This window comes from Desertivirga brevis (assembly GCF_017355835.1).
Map to the genome: position 1 here is coordinate 187,346 of NZ_JAFEWF010000005.1, position 17,640 is coordinate 204,985.

A 17,640-nucleotide genomic window follows, 5' to 3' on the forward strand; every position below is an offset into this window, starting at 1 on the left:
TAAAAACAGTTGAAACCGAGTAAGAAGTTTTTAGAATTTTTAGAGCAAAAGCTTAAGGTAGGTAATATTAGATCTATTCATCTCAATGCTGTTCCGGGCAAAAGCAACAAGAGATTAGACATTTCATTGTTGAAGTATTTGCAGGTTGATCAACCGTCTCTGTTTCTATCAGAACTTTTGAACAAGAAATGCTTTACACATAAGATAAGTGCGAAGGATGTTAATTTGAGCAAGGCTAAACAGGAAACACTCGTTTACATTGATTCTGTTTTCAAGAAACTTGAAAATATTTACCTCGAGAATATAAGTGATGAGTTGGAGCACGGGGTAAAGACATTTGCATGCGGATACCCTCTTTTAGTCAAACGCGCAACAGACGATCAGAAGAAGGTGATTATTGCGCCTTTGATCATCTGGAGGTTGGATCTAAAGATGGATCCACGAAATAATAACTTATATACCATAAGCAGGTCGGAAGAGGATGATATTTTTTTCAATCCCCAACTTAAGGCCTTTTTAAAGTCGGATGAGAAGCTTGAAGTAAGTGGAGTTCCGGATGAGCTTTTGGAAGATGGCATTTTACAAGAAGATGAACTACTGAAGGTCATCAATCAGACATTACGGGAGCTGAAGAGCCCTGAAGTTGAGCAACTGGAGGAAGTGTCGGCATGCGAGGATAAGACGACACTTGTTAAAAGAACAGGAAATACTGCCTGGATTAAGTGGAGCGGGGTATTTGGTTTATTTCGATCACAAAAGGAATCAATTATAAAAGATATTGAAGAGTTGATTTCAGGGTACGATAAATACACATTGGAGCCGCCTGAGAATGCCTTCAAAGATAGTTTTATTACAAGCGCCAATGCTGTAGATCCAAGTCAGGAAGAATTGCTTAATAATTTAAATACCAACCAAAAGATCATCATTCAAGGTCCCCCGGGCACCGGTAAAAGCCAGTCCCTGACAGCTTTGATTACTCATGCTCTTGCTCACGGAAGAAAAGTGCTTGTGGTGTGTGAGAAAAAGACAGCAATAGAAGTATTGTACAATAATTTAAGCAAGCTTGGCTTGGGCCATTTGAGTGCAACGGTAGACGATATAAATAAGGATAGGAAAAAACTTGTTACTTACGTTAGATCGCTCATTGATGATCCACAATCTGTTCCTGGTGCAATTAATATAAGCAAACACCAATTGTTACATAACCGGTTTGTAGAGGTTAGAAGCAGAGTGGTTAGCAAATTAAACAACACCAGAACAAAGTTCTTCTCAGACTATACCTGGAAGGAAGTAGTTTCTGAGTACTTATATCATAAAGGGTTTGAAGGGAAGGAGTTAATTACAGGCATTAGTGAATTTGAGCTGGAATTAAGCTTCGATGAATTCGAATATTTATGCAGTTTGATCTCGGATTCCCAAAGTTTATATGGTCAGATAGCGACGATAAATCCTGAGTACGATTTTTTAAATCAAAAATTATTTCAGGAGAATGTGTCTCAAAAAAGATTGCTTGAATTACGGGAACTCATCACTAGTAAGCAGCTTCAGGTCAACGAGCTTACTGAAAGAGTACTTGCTGCTAAAAGGAAATATGAAGCAAGCACGATAGCGAAAAGCGTTCAACCTGGAATATTTAATAAGTTATTAGCACTTTTTAATAAGAAGCTAGCCGGGGCAATAAAGGAAACAGAGGAAATTGACCTTTTGTACAAGAAATTATCAATTGATATTTCGATGGTCCTTGATGCGGATTTAAGCATTCCGGATAAAAATAGCTTTCACAGTACACTTAATGAAAATCTAGATTCTATTAGTAGTTTGTTTTCCGATATTCTAAAAGATTTCGGAACGTTTACGCAGTTTTATAGCTGGAGGAATCATGCCCAGTCGGTTAAGAAACAGTGTTATTATAAGTTACTAAAAGATCTTACCAATGCTAAAGATCAGGACTGGCTTCAAGTTTTCAAAGGCTGGTATTTCCATTGCTTGCTATTAATGAACGAGCAGACGGTAGGGCAGGTAATAAAGGACGATCAGGAAATTATTCAGTTGAGGGATGCGGATAGCGAATTGCGTAAAAGCCAGATTGGAGCGATCTGTCATAAATGGAGAGAGATTATAATTAGTAGTATCAATAAACAGCCGAGAAACGATATTAAGCAGCTGTATAATCTGGCAAAGAATAAAAAGTACAACGTTAGGAATTCTTTAAGACGGTTGATTGAGCATAACTTTAATTTCTTTACGAATATTTTTCCTGTTGTTTTCGTAAATCCGTCAACCGCTTCTTCTATTTTGCCGCTTAAAGAAAACCTCTTCGACTATATAATATTTGATGAAGCTAGTCAGCTAAAAATTGAAGATACCTTCGCTGCTCTTGTAAGAGGGAAATACCGTATAGTTTCCGGAGATATGCACCAAATGCCGCCTTCGGATTCATTTGCCACTAAAGGTGTGTTAGATTCAGTGGATTCCGTTGAAGATGAAGAAATAGAAAATGATATTGACGCAGCAGATAAAGAATCTTTATTAAAGTTCGCTGATGATAAGGGCTACAAGTTTAGTTACCTTAATTTTCACTATCGATCAAGGCATCCTTATTTGATCGACTTTTCCAATGCTGCATTCTATGATTCCCGATTAGTGCCTATGCCGGCAGGTAAAAACTATAGTCCGATTTCTTTTATTTCCGTTAACGGTGTTTATGAAAATAATACTAATCCAACTGAGGCTAAAAAAGTCGTTGAGATACTACTAGACGAGATTGTGCCTGACGAAACAGGAGAATTGCCTTCTGTGGGTGTTGCCACCTTTAATATCATGCAGAGAAATCTTATTTATGAGCTTATTTTCCAGGCTGCTGAGCAGTCTGAAGAAGCCTACGAAAAGATTTCAGCGCTGAATAGGTCTGGACTTTTTGTAAAAAATTTAGAGAATATTCAAGGAGACGAGCGGGATATCATTATCATGTCAACAACTTTCGGTTACGACGTTACCGGCAACTTTGCTCAGCGCTTCGGTCCGATTAATCAGGAAAAAGGATATAAGCTTCTTAATGTTATTGTAACTCGTGCAAAATCTAAATTGTACGTCCTGACCTCTATTCCTAATAAATACTATTCCAAATATCAGCAGGAACTGGTTACTTCAGGAAATAAGGGTAAAGGCGTATTTTATGCTTATCTGGCTTACGCTGAAGCTTGTAGCCTGAAGAATGAACAGGTGAGGCAAAATATACTTGGTTTGCTTGAACAGAATAGTGAAAGCAATGGTGGGGCAATAGCTAGCAAATCTGAATCTTTAGGAAATACGGAATCAGTTTTTGAAGAAGAGGTTTTAAATTATCTGAACCAATATTTGCCGGATCTCGATGTACAGCTACAGTACAAGCTAGGGGGATTCAGGATCGATATGATGGTGCTGGATAATTTAAATCAACCAATTATAGCAATTGAATGCGATGGTAAAAGCTACCACAGTTCTGCTGAAGCGTACCGTTATGACTTGCACCGGCAAAAAATTATTGAAGATCTAGGAATAAAAGTATACCGGATATGGTCCACGAACTGGTGGATAGATCCACTTGCGGAGACGAATAAGCTGGTTAAGTTTATTGAGGGGAATTTAAAAGTTGAACTAAGTTCTATTGTCTACAAATAGTAGTGCTTATATTCCAGGTTTAAAATCAAATTAAACTTAAATTACAAAATATATGATGAATTTGATAGTGGAAAAGGAAGATGAAAGTACCGACCGGATGCGCCGGTTAGGCTATAAAATTATTGTAGATCCGATAGTTTTTAAAGTTGCCGAAGTTAGGAAAGTTCTATCTCCTGGAGCAATGATAGTTGGAACCTATCATTTTTTAGATTCAATAGTTGTTGATTACAATAGGGGAACAGGAACTGCATATCTAAGGGCAAGAGCTGCTGCTATTATTAAAGTTGAAGACAAGACCTACGGGGTTGTGGATCATTTTAACGTTAGCAACCTTTTATCTGGATTTTCTGCAAAAGTTGTGGGAGCTGGAAAAATTAAGGGGTACGATCTATATGAGAACTTCAGTGGAGATAATGATATGGATAAAAAGAGGAATTATATTGAAAATCATATAATCAATAACGCTATAGAAGTAGTAAGGGAAACCAGTCCAAATTGTATCGAATGGAGGTTTATCAAAAAGTCCGAATACATGGCAAGAATCCAATCTATCGCTGGCTCACTTGATTTTACGGAATATCTTTCGGCTAAAGAGTATGAGTTAATAAAAGACTAGAAGCTGTTTTCTAATAATAAATAAAGGTAGGTTATCAATAAACTTATTGTGGTTCTCAAAGAAATCTAATATACCGTTCGAAATTAAACGCATACCCCGCACTACAACTTCATCTTTTAAATGAGCTCCAAGTTCAATTGGTTCGCTTTTTCGTGATCCGACTATGTACCACCTCTCATCTTCTTTTCGAACGGCAAAACTTGCATTTTTATTTTTCTGTAAATATCCAACTGCTTGGGAAAAGTAACTTGTCCATTCTTTTTTCCTCGATTTATTTTATCAAAAAATTTTGTTATATGCACTATACATTGCGTTTGGTTTATGTCAATAGCTATATTCTGAATTCATATTTCCCCATGGATGCCAAAACCAGCCGGTGAAGCCTGGATATAAACTAATATTGTTGTAAAGTAAACCGATATCGTATCCCTCTCTAGGGTACCGGATGCCTCCAGGTGTACATATGGCATAAGGAAGTCCATCTTTCGTAACATAACTTGGCCTATTAATTCGTGAATCAATACCAGCATCATCGAAAGTTCCAAAAAGGGATTTAGTTACAAGATCTGTAGCTGTTCTGCCAGGCAAATGTATCTCATATCGTTGACCTTGGTTAATCCGGAAAATAAAAGGATTATACTCTCCAAATCCAAAATCTATAAAACGTGGTCCATTTTTAAGCTTTAGTATAAATTCGTATGTCTTAGGTGCAATATATGCCTCACCTTTAATGGTATTCATCCCGTTCATTTCCTCCAAGGAGTTTTTGAAAAAGATGAGAGTTGCCCTTGTTTGCCCTTTTTCTAAGGTAGCACCCTGCACGCTTTCCACACCGTTGGTAGATACTGGAAACTCAATACCAAACCCGTTAGGAAATATACCTCCGCGGGCTTCAAGAACATATTTCCCTTTGACTTCAACTACTCGATTTTGGGCATTGGTTATTACCCTTAATTGATATCTAAATACAAGATCATTCATATCAAAATCACCTTTCTGAGGCCACATATCTTCAAATAGCAGCGAATTATAATGTCCAGAACTTTCCGCGATATTATAGGGGTAGTAGCTGTAAAAGGCCCTTTCTGGATCGTTAGGAAACTGATCAAAAGAACCCCAAATTCCATCACGATCAGGATCTTCATATCCTCCTTCACCATTTCCTTCCGTACAGATGTTTGGTTGGATAAATAGATTGCACCCCTGCCTAGCCCCGGTACCAAAGAAGGAGGGAGGGATCAACTTGGAATAACATAATTGAATATTTCCAGTGATCTTTTTTATTCCAGCATCAAATGCATCTTGACTTATATATCCAGGCACTTTGACAACAGAATAAGTACCGGTAACCTCGCCGGAGAAGTCAACAATATTAGCGGTCGAAAAAACTGAATTTGTAAGTTCAACTTTTGAACTAGGATAGATACGAGTATTTGCTTTTACCAAAATACTTCCTCCGTTACTGCTTAAAAGTTTTTTTACGTTCAAATTGTTAGCCGTAAGCTTACAGGTATTCGAAATTATGCCACGCTCTAGTACTGTCAGTTCACCGACGTTAGCCGATCTCTTATTAAAAAATGTTCCATTAACAACTTCTAAAGATCCCGAAACCAAGGTTCCTTCATTCACAAGAGTCCGTCCTCCTTCAATTGTAATAGGACCATCAACAGCTAATGATCCACTGTTTACAAAATCAGTACTGATATAGAGCTTCGAGGCAGTCACGTAGCCCATGTTGATTAACATGTGGTTGAGTTGGGTTAATCGCAGATCTTGAAAATGAATTCCTGTTTCAGTGCTTAGAATTATGGAGCAGGGAGAGCTTCCCGAATCAAATTTAACGGATTTAACCACAAGACCAGAACCGCAGATATTAACTTTTCCGCCACCCGGTCCAAATTCTATATCAAACGTTTTATCACTGCTATTAATACAAATCGACTTACCATCTTCGACGGTTACCACTTGATTGTCAGAAGTTAAGATAATGGGCTTTGAGCATTCAGAATTGCAATTAGGTGGATATCGATTATACTGCTTTATCAGTATATCATAAGGGTCCACCATTTCCGGATAAAACAAAGTTTTGCTTGAACTTTTAGAGTAAGAAGTTGGATTAGCAATAGGTGTTGTAAATGTTAGATCAGCTTCAGGTCGTGGCAAGTCTAATGCTTGTGAATCATTTGAATTATCGGGGGCTGTCTTGATGACATAAATACGATCTATATTTCCAGAAACCTTGAAACTAGCAGCGAATGAAGATGATTTACTTGCAGCTCCCTGCACATATAGATTTCCTTTTCCATCATACACAGAAATGATAAAAGCTGCATCGCCAAAACGAGTATCGGCAATATTTACATTTAATTTGACTGGTGAAGTGGACTCCCAATTAAACCCTTCTGGAGGCTTAGCATCAGCGAGTTTCTGGGACTTTGAATTTGGGCCTTCGGCCTTTTTGCAGGAATTAAAAAAAATTGAAAGCAGAACAATGCTTAACCTGAAAAGAAAAGAGATGCGCATCAGTAAAGGTTGCTAATGAAATAATTTTTCCCTTTTTTGGGGATTTCTAAACTCAAAGCAAATATATAATAATAGTCGATTATTTGCTAGTAGTGTTAGACCGAGGAAAACGAAGGTGTAAGTTTAAAGGTCTCACTTAATTACCTATTGTAAAAAGAGTTTTAATATTTAACCTCGCGTGTTCTTTTAATACAGGATTAACAACCTTCTATTTAGTAAACACAAGAAAATCAATAATTAAGGACGCCACTTCTCCTTCTTCTGTAATCCCCCAATAGCTAGGATAAACTCCATCACCGAAGCCAGATTGGAACATAATGATGTTATTTGCTGAATTAGGAATTTTAAAGTTTACCCAATCACCAGCATCGTTTGGATCATCTTTAACCTCAGCGTTCTTCTTAAATTCTGTTGCTAAAAGATCATCGTAGATATTATTGCCTGGATGCTCCTTCATGAATTTGTTTTCGAATTCCTGGTACTCAATAACTGTTGACTTATCTGCAAAACAGGCCAAGCCAGCGTCTACGGGAAAGCCTAAATACTCATCCTTTGCTAAGTCGGAGATGTTATCATTCATCTTCAGAGCAAGAACCCATTTTAATGCTTTCTTTTCTGAGAATTTCAGTTGCGCCAGAGCATACCGGTTTCCGCTTGAATCAGTTTTTGCAACGACAACATTAACAGGATATTTACCAGGATTAACTGGTTTTGTAAAAGGTTCTGGTGATAACATAACGAGGGGATCTCCGGCTACTATTAATCCCGTAGGAAGTGTAAGTTCGCCTAGATTTAATATTTCAAGAGGGGTGGAGTTGTAAGAATCATGGTTTAGTAGTAGGTTGTAGTCGACCATGGATAAATGTTCCTGATATTCACTTCCTGGTGCCTTTTTTTCAACCATTACCCTCTTTGTTAACTCAGGCTTTTTACTGTCCTTAACCCGGTAGTATATAATAAATATAATTGCTATAAATACTAAAGCTAAGATGAATGGGATTAAGGACTTAGACATGGGAAATTGGAAGTTACTCATTAAAGAATTAGGAAAGATACAAAACAGATTTATAGTAGGTCTAAAAACACCAGAACCGGCGGACCAATAAGTGCAAAAAAGTGTAATGAAAAGGATAACCAATTAACTGTTCGATTAAAGAACTTATACAATCCCCGGAGGAACATTATCAGTGTTGCTATCCATAGGAAGAAAGGAAGCATGATGTCTAGATTTGGAGTGCAAGGGCCAGATTTAAAGTGGACGCTTGATTCAACATAGAAAAGAAAAGGAATTGCTAGGCCATAATAGATGGCGGTGTAATAGGGCCGTAAGGAGGATGTTGTTTCGGTATTAGGTTTTTCAATCATAGAGTGAAATTTGTAAAATTATCTAGTTATTAGGGTATTGGCCAATACACTAGCTTCCATTCTGGAAACAGTCTGCTGGCTTACCCCTAATTCAAACGGAAGGTATCTTGCTTCATATTTTTCAATTCACGAATACGACTAATTTTTCTTCCGATATGTGCGGGCTTTAATGAGGTTTCCATATCCCAAATATAGATTTTTTTCAGAAGTGTAATGAAACCTCCTTTTGCCTAACATATAAAATAAACAGGCAAATAGTAAGGCTGGTAGAATTGGTGCGAAATATATTTTTACTGCGCAAAAAGACTGCATACTGAGTATTAACCTTTGAACTGTCAAAATAATTAAAGGATGAATTTTAAGATTGAAAACGGGCTCAACAAGATTACCATTGGATATAATGATCTTGGAACTTATGTGAAAATCAGCAAGCCTGTATCAATGACCTGGAGCGACTGCCAAGGTTCGGTAGGGCAATATCTTGCCATGATGCCGCTTACCCCGGAAGAGAGAAAACTTATTTATGACCAGTTTCAACTTGATCTCTACGGAAATTTCAACGATAAGGAAGCCGAGTTATTCGAGGTGTTGCAGCCTTTGCTGAGACTATTGGAAAATGGAGAATACTATCTTGGGTATAGTGATGGTACAGCTAGGCCTGTTGTGCATAGTTCGAACGGAAACTATGAGCAGGGTTGGTATATTGCGTATCCTAATGTTGCAAATCCGACCAATGTTGAAAGGGAGAAAGAAAGGTATTTGGAACACCGGAAGAACTATGTGCTTGGTGATTACAGGGAAGATATGGTTAGTTTCAGTAGCAGCTGGTTGTATGATACCTGGACTAACGAAATCTTTATCGCAACACGTCCGGAAAAAGAATTGGATCCTAAGAGGGTAGACTATTTTGAGGAACGTATAAGTGCGGGTGAACGGCCTTTTATTCTTACATTATCTGCAAGTTATCTGCCGGAATATGAACATACCGAATCTTTTATCCTTGATGGCCATCATAAATTGGAAGCTTACCAGCGTCTGAAGATCGATCCTCCACGCGCAGTTCTTGTGCGAAACTTTCATAGTATGGAAGAAGCTGAGTTTGATCTTCCGGCTCTTGCCGATCGATTGTACCCGTGGCAGTTCAGGCATATTTTGGATAATATGGATAACAAATCGACTGTGTTAAAGCATTTCCTTGATAAGCCTGGGAATTCCTTGATTCAACATATTCGTCACGGTGAATTTATAGATCATTATGCAAATGGCAAGATAAAGTCGAAAGGGAATTTCGTCCTGGATGAACCTCATGGGAAGGTAACGGAGTATTATGACAACGGAAATAAGAAGGCCGAGAAACTATATGAAATGGGTCAGAGTGTGGGCTTATGGCGAGAATGGTTTAAGAATGGTCGTATAGAAGCTGAGTTTTCATTTATCGACGGCCAGTATTCTGGTCCCTATATTTCTTATATGGAAGACGGATCTGTAAGGGCAAAGGGAACTTATGTAAACGGACGGCAGGAGGGCTATTGCTTTAGCCGGTATATGCATACTGGAAAATTGGATAGCGAATGCTGGTATAGTAATGGGAAATTGATTGAAATAAAAAGTTACAGTGATGTGGGCAGTTTGGTTCGGCACGAGAAGTATTCTGAAGTGCAGAACAAAATGGTTTCTGTTTTATCTGCTCCTCAACGTGAATATTCCTACCAGGGATGGGAGTTGAACAATGGCGGAGACTTCAGTGAGCTTTGGCGGATATTGGCAATTGTTGCCCTTATCATCTGTGGAATGTCTCAGTGTTTTCGTTGATAGGACGTGAGATGTAAAATGACCCCTGCTATAAACGGCTGAATGGTCTTATCAATAAAGTAGTTTGCGTTTGATGAGGCGTTAATCAACGAGTCTGAAATTTCGGGCTCCTTCTTCAGAATAGCCGCATATTGGTATCTTTACCCATTCTGCTGAATTTCATAGCCTTCGATTCGTCCATGGAATGACAAGAGCTTATTCGGTGCGTTACACAAAACAAAAAATGAAAGTTTTTAAGAGTATTATAGTTACCTTTTTATTCCTTATCACAGTCCAATTGTTTGCTCAAACTCCTCAGCAGCTGGTTAAAGCTAGCTTTGATAATTACAAGAAGGCTATTTTAACCGACAATGCAAAAGCTGCCTTAGCAGAGGTAGATTCGAGGACCAAAAAATACTATCAGGAGCTACTGGTAAAGACTAAAATGCTCGACAGTGTTGGCGTGAACAAGCTTCCTGTAGTTGACAAGTTTACAGTGTTGGTTATCCGGCATAAACTTTCGAAAGAAGAAATCCTTAGAATGCAGGGCACCGATTTATTTCTATATGCTATTGAATCTGGAATGGTAGGAAAGTCGTCGGTTTCAGACAACTCTATAGGAAACGTCACGATCGCTGGAGATTTTGCAAAAGGACAACTTGTATCAAAAGGTAAAGCAGTTCCTTTTTTCATCCACTTCTACAAAGAAGATTCGAAATGGCGATTCAACCTTACTTCTTTGTTTCCCTTGGCAAATATGTCGTTTAAGAAATTAGTGGAAGATAGTGGTAAAACACAAAATGAGTTTCTGTTCTATATGATGGAACTTATGACAGGGGCAAAACCGGAGGCATCTGTTTGGAGGCCCGTGCAATAAATTGTAGCGTGGAAGAAATCCTTCTTTTTCCGATATTGGCTAATAGAAAGTCTATTAATGGTATGAGGTTTCGTAGAATAGTATGGTTACTTCTTCTAGTATTTCCTTTATGTGTACAGGGGCAAAGAAAATTTACCGTCAAATCTGTAGCGGCAAAGGGATGGACTCGTCAGTATTATCTGGTGGATGATAAGGGAAAAACGGTCAGAAAACTGGATACCGCAAGATTTAAGATGTTTTTAAGTGGATTTCGGCCAGGCTATTTTGCTGTTTTTAGTATTAAAGGCGTTAAGGGTTGGTCTGCGATAGATATTAACGAAAAGATATTATTTAAAGTTTATAATACGAGTTCCGGCGAACTTAGTCCTGACGAGTTAAGGGAAGGCAAAATCAGAATTGTTGATGCTTCTGGAAAAATAGGTTTTGCAAACTCTCTCGGAAAAGTTGTGATTAAGCCTCAGTTTGAAATTGCAAGCTCTTTTTACAAGGGTAAAGCCATGATTGGACAAAAGTGTAAGAATGTACCCTGGGATAAACACGAGGATGAGAGCAGTGCTTTTCACCATTATTCCATAGTGTGTCAGGAGCAGGGTTATATAAATTCTGAAGGAAAAGTGGTGTTAATTGGAAACTTTACCTACGAACAGATCAAGAAAAGAATCAAATGGAAAAGTTAGGATGAATAGGCGGTCCATAGGGAACGGAAATCATTACGAGGAGTTTAGATTGATTTTGTCGAAAGGGGAAAATGCGATGTTCTGGTAGGGGTATTGACTTGAAGCCATCAGCTCTGTCCTTATTGTTTTTTCAAAAAATTGTAAGGAGCTTTTGGATGGATAGAAACCATTTGTATATTGCATTTATGTGAGGCTAAGGAATCTAAACCGTTTTGTAGTTAATTGATTTCCCTTTACTTTAATTCATAATTTTTGTAGTAAGAATCTAGATCACAATGGCATCTTGTTATAACTGTGGCGCGCCTAAATCTTCTTTTAGAAGATATGTCAAAACAGGCTTTTCGAAAACTAACTATTGGGGATCCAGATATTCGGGAAGCAGCAGTAGAACTTACCATGGAGTACGGAGTCTTTGCGAAAACTGTGCGTATAATATTGATCGGAAAGCTGCGCTTCAAAAGCTCACTATCCAAATTATTATTACCATTATTCTTGTGGTTCTTGTTATTAAGTACAAAATGTAATGAAAGATTGGAATTATATAAGGAGGATAAAGAGGCGGGCCAACTTCCTTCTTTTGTTAAACATTGTTTTAGTTGCTATTTTGTTTCTTGCACCATCATCAAAGTCTTCTTCAGATGAATCTTCTTCTCTATCTGCTACCATAAATGCAAAGAGAGGCGTTAAGCTTAGAGTGGAACCCAATGTCAGTTCTAAAGATATTGTAACCATCCCTCCAGATGCCCGAGTATCTATTCTTTCTACTGATACAGTTTTAACTAACAAATGGGTGAGAGTGAAATTTAATAAGACAATAGGATGGGTATGGGGCGATTATATTAAAATAAAGAATAAAGAATAATGGAAATATCCGTAGAGATAACAAAAGAAGACTACCTAAACTTCAATAAATTTTATTTTCAAAAGAAAAAGTCCAAGCAGCGGTACATTAGAACAGGGATATTTTCTGTACTCCTTGCTCTATTAGTACGTGCTGATTACACATTCGACCTTGAAGCCTTTATACTTATTACAATAGGAACTTTTGTTTTCCAACTTCTGATGCTTCAAGTATTTCTGCCTCCCCTAATGAAATTAATGGGCCATACACCGGCAAAGAATGGATCGATCCTTGGTAAAAGAGTCTTTCGCATTACTGACGAGGGAATAACGGAGGAGTCTGAAAACTCAACCTCTTTTCATAAATGGAAGTCTGTAAAGTCTGTTGATGAAAATGATCGTTCTCTATTTATCTTCGTTGATACTATCGCTGCCTATATTATTCCAAAGCGCTACTTTGAAAACGACGAGCATTTAGCAAGTTTTTCAAAGCTCGTTGAGGAGCATGTGGAAAGGGCAAATCTGTGATAAGAACGTTAATGTGGAATTTACGAACTTTTATTTAATAACTTCGAGAAAAACGGCCTGGATTTGAACTCTGCTGAAAGGGAGTTAATTCAGTCATTTTTTAAAGCACAGAAAATACCGGAAAAACCGATATGTAATACAGCAAGGTGACGTATCCCGGTACGAAACTTTCGTCAACAAAGAGATGTTGCGACTTACCTTATGCTCAGTTCTTGCTCATACCTTGTTAACCCTTTGTTCAGTTAAACAGACCGGAAACGCAGTTTTACCTGAACAAAAACTGAACAAGTACTAGCGGAGAGCTGAAGAACCGCCATGAAAAAAAGAGGCAAAAAAACGTTTTGGGGTCCAAATGAGGTCAAAAAGGGGTCTTTGGAGCTTAGCTAATTCAGTTTCTAGTACTCGTTTTATTGCTTGTAATATCCCAATTACGTTCTTAAACCGGACGGCAATTAGATCTATAAATTTACATTTGAACCCAAATTGTCTCCACATATTGGAAAAGGGCTTCCTAAAACTTTAGCGGGTTATAAAAGAGTGATTCCTTCTGTGATTCATGGTAACGCTGTTTATCTGGATTTTAGGTATTTTGAAAAATGGTGACTCGGGATGTAGGTTTATAAATAACAGAAAAGCATCTAAGGTTAGTTAAAGTGAATTTAATGGGCACCAGCTCCGGATAAAGAAGCTTGGTCGGCTTCTGGGTTGCGGATACCATTAGATGTCACAAATTTACAGCAGATGCGCTACAGGAGTGGTTGACTTAGCCGCTCGCTTCATCTTCACTTTCATGTTTGCTTTTAGCTTTTTTTGCCTCGGCTTCAGCACGCTCTTTATGTTCTTTTTTTTCCTTAAATTCTTTTTGTCGCTGCTTCTTTTGTTGCTCTGCTGCTTTAGTACTCATGGTCTGACTGCTTTGGTAGATCTATTTAAAAAAAAGCTGGTTTCCCAAGGCCGGTTTAAAATGAAATTCTATAACAAAAACAACTTATGTGCCAATCGCAAGCTGGAGATGTAAAGTTGCGAAAAAGTATTAAAGGATTAGGTTCATTAGTTAGGTTTTGAAAAAGGACAACCACGGTATTTTGAAGAGTAAAGGAACCTGGAGTTGGTTTCGGAGGGTTATGGGATTTGTGTTTAGTTCCTTTGGGATTCTTGCAATGTATTCCTTGAGAGTCGGTGGAGTTACGACGTGAATAAATTACTCGTCTTTCGATAACGGAATTAAGTATATTTGATAAACCTCATGTCTTATGAAACAACATTCAACAAGCCTTACTACCATAACCCTCCTTTTTCTTTTTCTATCCCTGCATACTAAAGCGCAGGAATTCAAGGCAGAGATAAAAGACCTCAGCTTCATACAAGGCAAATGGCAATTAAAACACCAATGGGGAGACATGGAAGAATTCTAGGGTGCTCCAACGGGTGATAATATGCTCAGCAGCTACCGTTGTGTTAAAGATGGCAAAATTGTCTTTTACGAATTTGTAGTGATCGAACAGAAAGGGCAGGTACCGGTAATGTATCTCCGGCACTTTAACCCGGGAAGTGTTGGCTGGGAAGAAAAGGATGCTCCCAATCCTTATCCTCTCATTAGTTTAAAGAAGAACCACGCGGTTTTTAAAGGCGCAGATGGGACTGAGCTAAGTTACACATTAAAAGCCCCTGACAAATTAATGGTCACCTTGAAAGAAAAGAACAAAGAAGGGAAGGAAGAAATCACAATGTTTCCTTATTCCAAATAAAAGTGCCCTGATTCATTTCAGTTGAAGACCTTTAATATTTTCTTTGTTTGCAAGGCATCTGCCGGAGAATGCACATACCAAGTATCTTACCTACGACGGTTCTTATTAATCGGATGTGTATTAGCTCCTGAAGATTTATTTTAAAAGAGCATTCTTTATATGAGGTTTCCAAGGTCCCTTTATTTCTATTTAGAAAGAAATTTATCCTCCTTTTGACTTTGTAAGTAATATATCCAGGCAAATGAGTAAAACACCAGTATAATTGGTGGGGTACCGCTTTCACTCTGCCGAAATTAGTATTGCAAGGAAAAGGAGGAATTAATAAATACTCAGGGATGGTGAAAATGCAATAGGAATTCTAAGTATTACTAATTCCATGACAGGGAAGGAGATCTAAAATCAACAATAAATAACCTGCATATGGAACCCACATCGCAAACTGCTCTTAATCACACTGAATCTCCTAGAGGCATGAGCCTAGAGGAAGAAGTCTCTGGAGAAGGTAATAAAAAGCTAAATAAAGCCATCGAATCACATGTAATCTATCTATTGGAGGCCGCACCTGCGCAGATAATGAAAAGGGAGGGGGAATTTTTAGACACCGTGCAATTGATTCAGCAGGCCTGGCACAGAAAGGAGGAATAAGGGAATGGAAGCTGTTTATCTTTCTGAAGACCGCTCTAATCCACCTGCTAACTTGGCTAGCTTGCATCTGCTGGAAAACTTGCAGACTTTCCCAATCGCAAATGAGCTGGATCAGGAGCAAGCAGTTCTGGAGTTCCTGGTTCGTGTAGTAAAGCCTGATATGATATTTAGGGTGGAGAAGCGAACGGACTGTATTCCGTATTGGTACGATTTCGTGCTGGTGTTAGCAGGCACTCCTGGTCAGTCCTTCCGCGAACTTGAGCCTGTGCTTGATTTTGCAACTGCCTGCTGCGCTTCTATTTCCTGTTCGCTGCTTAATTGGGGCCAGCTAAAGGAGCTGCTATACAAGGGAGAGTTCTTTTACCTGACCAATTGTTGTTATCAGAACCTTGTGTACAATAGAACTGCTTCCAAACTTCCCAAAGTTTCTTTTGCTGCACTGCTTGCTACTAGGCAAAGAGCTTCAGCAACTTTTGAAGCAGGTAAAAAGCTTTCTGGTCTGTTTTTTCAGGGAGCCTGCATGTACGCTGCGGGAAGGGAAAATACCATGGCAACCTTTATGCTGCAACAAACTATTGAGCATTGTTACCGCTGGCTTACCCGCTCCTTTTACGGGAGAGACCAGAAAACGCATTCACTAAGAGCACTGAAGACTCATATCCGCCGCATTGCTCCAAGTCTTATGAATTACTTTCCGGATGAGACAGAGGAAGACAAGGAAATCCTGGATCTTTTAGAGCGTGCTTACCTTGATTCGCGGTATACTTCTGATTTCTTAGTAAGTGACAAACAGCTTGCTATATTGATGCAGGGCACAAAGGGCCTGTTGGAGGAAGCGGCAAAAGTGTTTGAGGAAAAGATGAGAGTGTTGGATATAGGGGAGTAGCCTTTTTTCTTACCCGTGTTCGGGAATGCTTGTAGACTGATTCGGAGTCCCTCCGTCTCTCAGACGACTCTCCTCCGAGTCTTGGCCGACTTTAGACGAAGCGCAGTAAAAGAAAAGTAAAAGCGTTCCCGAAGCGTTCCCGAACCAGTCTGGAAGAAGAGTAAAAGCGGAGTCGAATAAAAGACGAAGATGAGTAGAAGAAGATTAGTAGGGAACACAAGTGTGCCAGGGTACTTTATCTGAATGGCAGGAATAAGCTGAAAGACAGTACTAATATACAAATATTTCTATTAGGAACAATATATTTTACAGTTGCAATCAATTAGAAACAAAACGAAATGAAAGCTATTTTTACAATGATGAAGAAACTGATTTTTATTCTGCTATTGGTAGGTGCAAAAGGGGCTGTGGCTCAGATCCAGGCACCACCATCTTATCCACGACCAACGCAGGCAGCTACCGAAAGGATAAAATTTATCACCGCAGATAAGGTAGGCGAGCATATTGGTGATTCCGTCAGGGTTGCCGATTCGGTATACAGCACCCGTTTTATCGCTGGTAATACCCCCATCACTTTCCTAAACCTTGGCGGTAACTATCCTAACCAGAAATTAACCATAGTGATTAAAGGCGAAGCAAGAAAGAACTTTTCAGCAGCTCCGGAGGAGGTATATAAGGGTAAATACATTGCAGTTGAAGGCAACATCACGGAATATAAAGGTCGGCCACAAATGGAGGTTTATGATCCTCGGCAGATTCACTTTATGGAGAAGATGGCGGCGAGGGAAGTGAAGTGATAAATATTCTTTTTCCAAAATTGGCAATCGGAAAAACTATTAATGGTATGAGGTTTCTTAGAATAATATGGTTACTTCTTCTAGCAGTACCAATAGTTCTGCAGGCGCAACGAAAATTTACTGTTAAAGAAGTAGTTGGAAAGGGATGGAAGTCTCAGTACTATATGGTTGATGAAAAGGGAAAAACAGTTAAAAAACTGGATATGGCGAAATACACGATGTGTTTAAGTGGATTTAAGCCCGGCTATTTTGCAGTTTTTGGTATTAAAGGAGTAAAGGGTTGGTCAGCGATAGACATTAACGAAAAGATTTTGTTTAAAGTTTACAACACGAGTTTTGGTGAACCTAGTCCCGACGAGTTAAGGGAAGGCAAAATCAGAATTGTGGATGCTTCTGGAAAAATAGGTTTTGCCAACTACCTCGGAAAAGTTGTGATCAAACCTCAGTTTGAAATCGCAAGCTCTTTTTATAAGGGGAAAGCTTTGATTGGACAAAAGTGTAAGATGGTGCCTTGGGATAAACACGCGGATGAGAAAAGTGCTTGTCACCACTATGATATAGTATGTAAGGAGCAAGGCTATATAAACTCTGAAGGGAAAGTAGAGCTGATTGGAAACTTCACTTACGAACAGGTGAAAAAGAGAATACAATGGAAAAGTGAGTATGAATAGGGGTGTAGAAGAAATC

General features: G+C 38.7%; 15 protein-coding genes and 1 pseudogene. 13 read left to right on the forward strand and 3 right to left on the reverse strand.

Going from position 1 to position 17,640, the window contains the following annotated elements:
• The first annotated feature begins 9 nt into the window (after positions 1-9).
• Positions 10-3,660, forward strand: coding sequence for a PDDEXK-like endonuclease domain-containing protein (locus J4N25_RS13735; RefSeq protein WP_207420238.1), 3,651 nt, complete (start codon positions 10-12; stop codon positions 3,658-3,660).
• 52 nt (positions 3,661-3,712) lie between these two features.
• Positions 3,713-4,276 (forward strand): hypothetical protein, encoded by a 564-nt coding sequence (locus J4N25_RS13740; protein WP_207420239.1) that lies wholly within the window; start codon positions 3,713-3,715, stop codon positions 4,274-4,276.
• A gap of 324 nt (positions 4,277-4,600) precedes the next feature.
• On the opposite strand, the gene J4N25_RS13745 is transcribed toward J4N25_RS13740, so the two are convergent.
• A complete protein-coding gene (locus J4N25_RS13745; RefSeq protein WP_207420240.1) occupies positions 4,601-6,799 on the reverse strand; it encodes an LruC domain-containing protein in 2,199 nt (732 codons plus the stop codon).
• 208 nt (positions 6,800-7,007) lie between these two features.
• Entirely contained in the window at positions 7,008-7,703 is a 696-nt protein-coding gene (locus J4N25_RS13750; protein ID WP_207420241.1) for a DUF4241 domain-containing protein, read from the reverse strand.
• Between the two features lie 812 nt (positions 7,704-8,515).
• Here J4N25_RS13750 and J4N25_RS13755 point away from each other — a divergent pair.
• From J4N25_RS13755 to J4N25_RS13775, 5 genes are all read left to right on the forward strand, one after another.
• Positions 8,516-9,976: a hypothetical protein gene (locus J4N25_RS13755; protein ID WP_207420242.1), complete on the forward strand. Its 1,461-nt coding sequence runs from the start codon at positions 8,516-8,518 to the stop codon at positions 9,974-9,976.
• Positions 9,977-10,199: 223 nt separating this feature from the next.
• Positions 10,200-10,832, forward strand: coding sequence for a hypothetical protein (locus tag J4N25_RS13760; RefSeq protein WP_207420243.1), 633 nt, complete (start codon positions 10,200-10,202; stop codon positions 10,830-10,832).
• A gap of 62 nt (positions 10,833-10,894) precedes the next feature.
• Positions 10,895-11,509: a WG repeat-containing protein gene (locus J4N25_RS13765; RefSeq protein ID WP_207420244.1), complete on the forward strand. Its 615-nt coding sequence runs from the start codon at positions 10,895-10,897 to the stop codon at positions 11,507-11,509.
• Positions 11,510-12,032: 523 nt separating this feature from the next.
• Positions 12,033-12,371 (forward strand): SH3 domain-containing protein, encoded by a 339-nt coding sequence (locus J4N25_RS13770; protein ID WP_207420245.1) that lies wholly within the window; start codon positions 12,033-12,035, stop codon positions 12,369-12,371.
• The gene (locus J4N25_RS13775; protein WP_207420246.1) at positions 12,371-12,877 is read left to right on the forward strand and encodes a YcxB family protein; all 507 of its coding nucleotides are present in this window, start codon (positions 12,371-12,373) and stop codon (positions 12,875-12,877) included. The genes J4N25_RS13770 and J4N25_RS13775 overlap by 1 nt, the downstream gene beginning before the upstream one ends.
• A 763-nt stretch (positions 12,878-13,640) precedes the next feature.
• Here J4N25_RS13775 and J4N25_RS13780 read toward each other — a convergent pair.
• Complete coding sequence (locus J4N25_RS13780; protein WP_207420247.1) at positions 13,641-13,781, reverse strand: hypothetical protein; 141 nt, start codon at positions 13,779-13,781, stop codon at positions 13,641-13,643.
• 349 nt (positions 13,782-14,130) lie between these two features.
• On the opposite strand from J4N25_RS13780, the gene J4N25_RS13785 reads away from it, so the two are divergent.
• The 6 genes and pseudogenes from J4N25_RS13785 to J4N25_RS13810 all read left to right on the forward strand — a co-directional run bounded on the left by J4N25_RS13785 (position 14,131) and on the right by J4N25_RS13810 (position 17,624).
• Positions 14,131-14,292, forward strand: a complete 162-nt coding sequence (locus J4N25_RS13785; protein ID WP_207420248.1) for a hypothetical protein — start codon at positions 14,131-14,133, stop codon at positions 14,290-14,292.
• A gap of 15 nt (positions 14,293-14,307) precedes the next feature.
• Positions 14,308-14,625: pseudogene (locus J4N25_RS13790) on the forward strand (DUF6265 family protein); the annotation flags it as partial.
• Between the two features lie 420 nt (positions 14,626-15,045).
• Positions 15,046-15,270 (forward strand): hypothetical protein, encoded by a 225-nt coding sequence (locus J4N25_RS13795; RefSeq protein WP_207420250.1) that lies wholly within the window; start codon positions 15,046-15,048, stop codon positions 15,268-15,270.
• 4 nt (positions 15,271-15,274) lie between these two features.
• On the forward strand, positions 15,275-16,156 hold the full coding sequence (locus J4N25_RS13800) for a HEPN domain-containing protein (RefSeq protein WP_207420251.1): 882 nt from the start codon (positions 15,275-15,277) through the stop codon (positions 16,154-16,156).
• A 338-nt stretch (positions 16,157-16,494) separates the two neighbouring features.
• The gene (locus tag J4N25_RS13805) at positions 16,495-16,953 is read left to right on the forward strand and encodes a hypothetical protein (protein ID WP_207420252.1); all 459 of its coding nucleotides are present in this window, start codon (positions 16,495-16,497) and stop codon (positions 16,951-16,953) included.
• 47 nt (positions 16,954-17,000) lie between these two features.
• The gene (locus J4N25_RS13810) at positions 17,001-17,624 is read left to right on the forward strand and encodes a WG repeat-containing protein (RefSeq protein WP_207420253.1); all 624 of its coding nucleotides are present in this window, start codon (positions 17,001-17,003) and stop codon (positions 17,622-17,624) included.
• Positions 17,625-17,640: the final 16 nt, after the last annotated feature.

Coding starts and splice junctions, on each gene's coding strand:
- J4N25_RS13780 (WP_207420247.1), bottom strand. CDS start 13,781: ATGAGTACTAAAGCAGCAGAGCAACAAAAGAAGCAGCGACAAAAAGAA.
- J4N25_RS13760 (WP_207420243.1), top strand. CDS start 10,200: ATGAAAGTTTTTAAGAGTATTATAGTTACCTTTTTATTCCTTATCACA.
- J4N25_RS13810 (WP_207420253.1), top strand. CDS start 17,001: ATGAGGTTTCTTAGAATAATATGGTTACTTCTTCTAGCAGTACCAATA.
- J4N25_RS13750 (WP_207420241.1), bottom strand. CDS start 7,703: ATGGTTGAAAAAAAGGCACCAGGAAGTGAATATCAGGAACATTTATCC.
- J4N25_RS13785 (WP_207420248.1), top strand. CDS start 14,131: ATGAAACAACATTCAACAAGCCTTACTACCATAACCCTCCTTTTTCTT.
- J4N25_RS13770 (WP_207420245.1), top strand. CDS start 12,033: ATGAAAGATTGGAATTATATAAGGAGGATAAAGAGGCGGGCCAACTTC.
- J4N25_RS13765 (WP_207420244.1), top strand. CDS start 10,895: ATGAGGTTTCGTAGAATAGTATGGTTACTTCTTCTAGTATTTCCTTTA.
- J4N25_RS13800 (WP_207420251.1), top strand. CDS start 15,275: ATGGAAGCTGTTTATCTTTCTGAAGACCGCTCTAATCCACCTGCTAAC.
- J4N25_RS13740 (WP_207420239.1), top strand. CDS start 3,713: ATGATGAATTTGATAGTGGAAAAGGAAGATGAAAGTACCGACCGGATG.
- J4N25_RS13755 (WP_207420242.1), top strand. CDS start 8,516: ATGAATTTTAAGATTGAAAACGGGCTCAACAAGATTACCATTGGATAT.
- J4N25_RS13795 (WP_207420250.1), top strand. CDS start 15,046: ATGGAACCCACATCGCAAACTGCTCTTAATCACACTGAATCTCCTAGA.
- J4N25_RS13775 (WP_207420246.1), top strand. CDS start 12,371: ATGGAAATATCCGTAGAGATAACAAAAGAAGACTACCTAAACTTCAAT.
- J4N25_RS13745 (WP_207420240.1), bottom strand. CDS start 6,799: ATGCGCATCTCTTTTCTTTTCAGGTTAAGCATTGTTCTGCTTTCAATT.
- J4N25_RS13805 (WP_207420252.1), top strand. CDS start 16,495: ATGAAAGCTATTTTTACAATGATGAAGAAACTGATTTTTATTCTGCTA.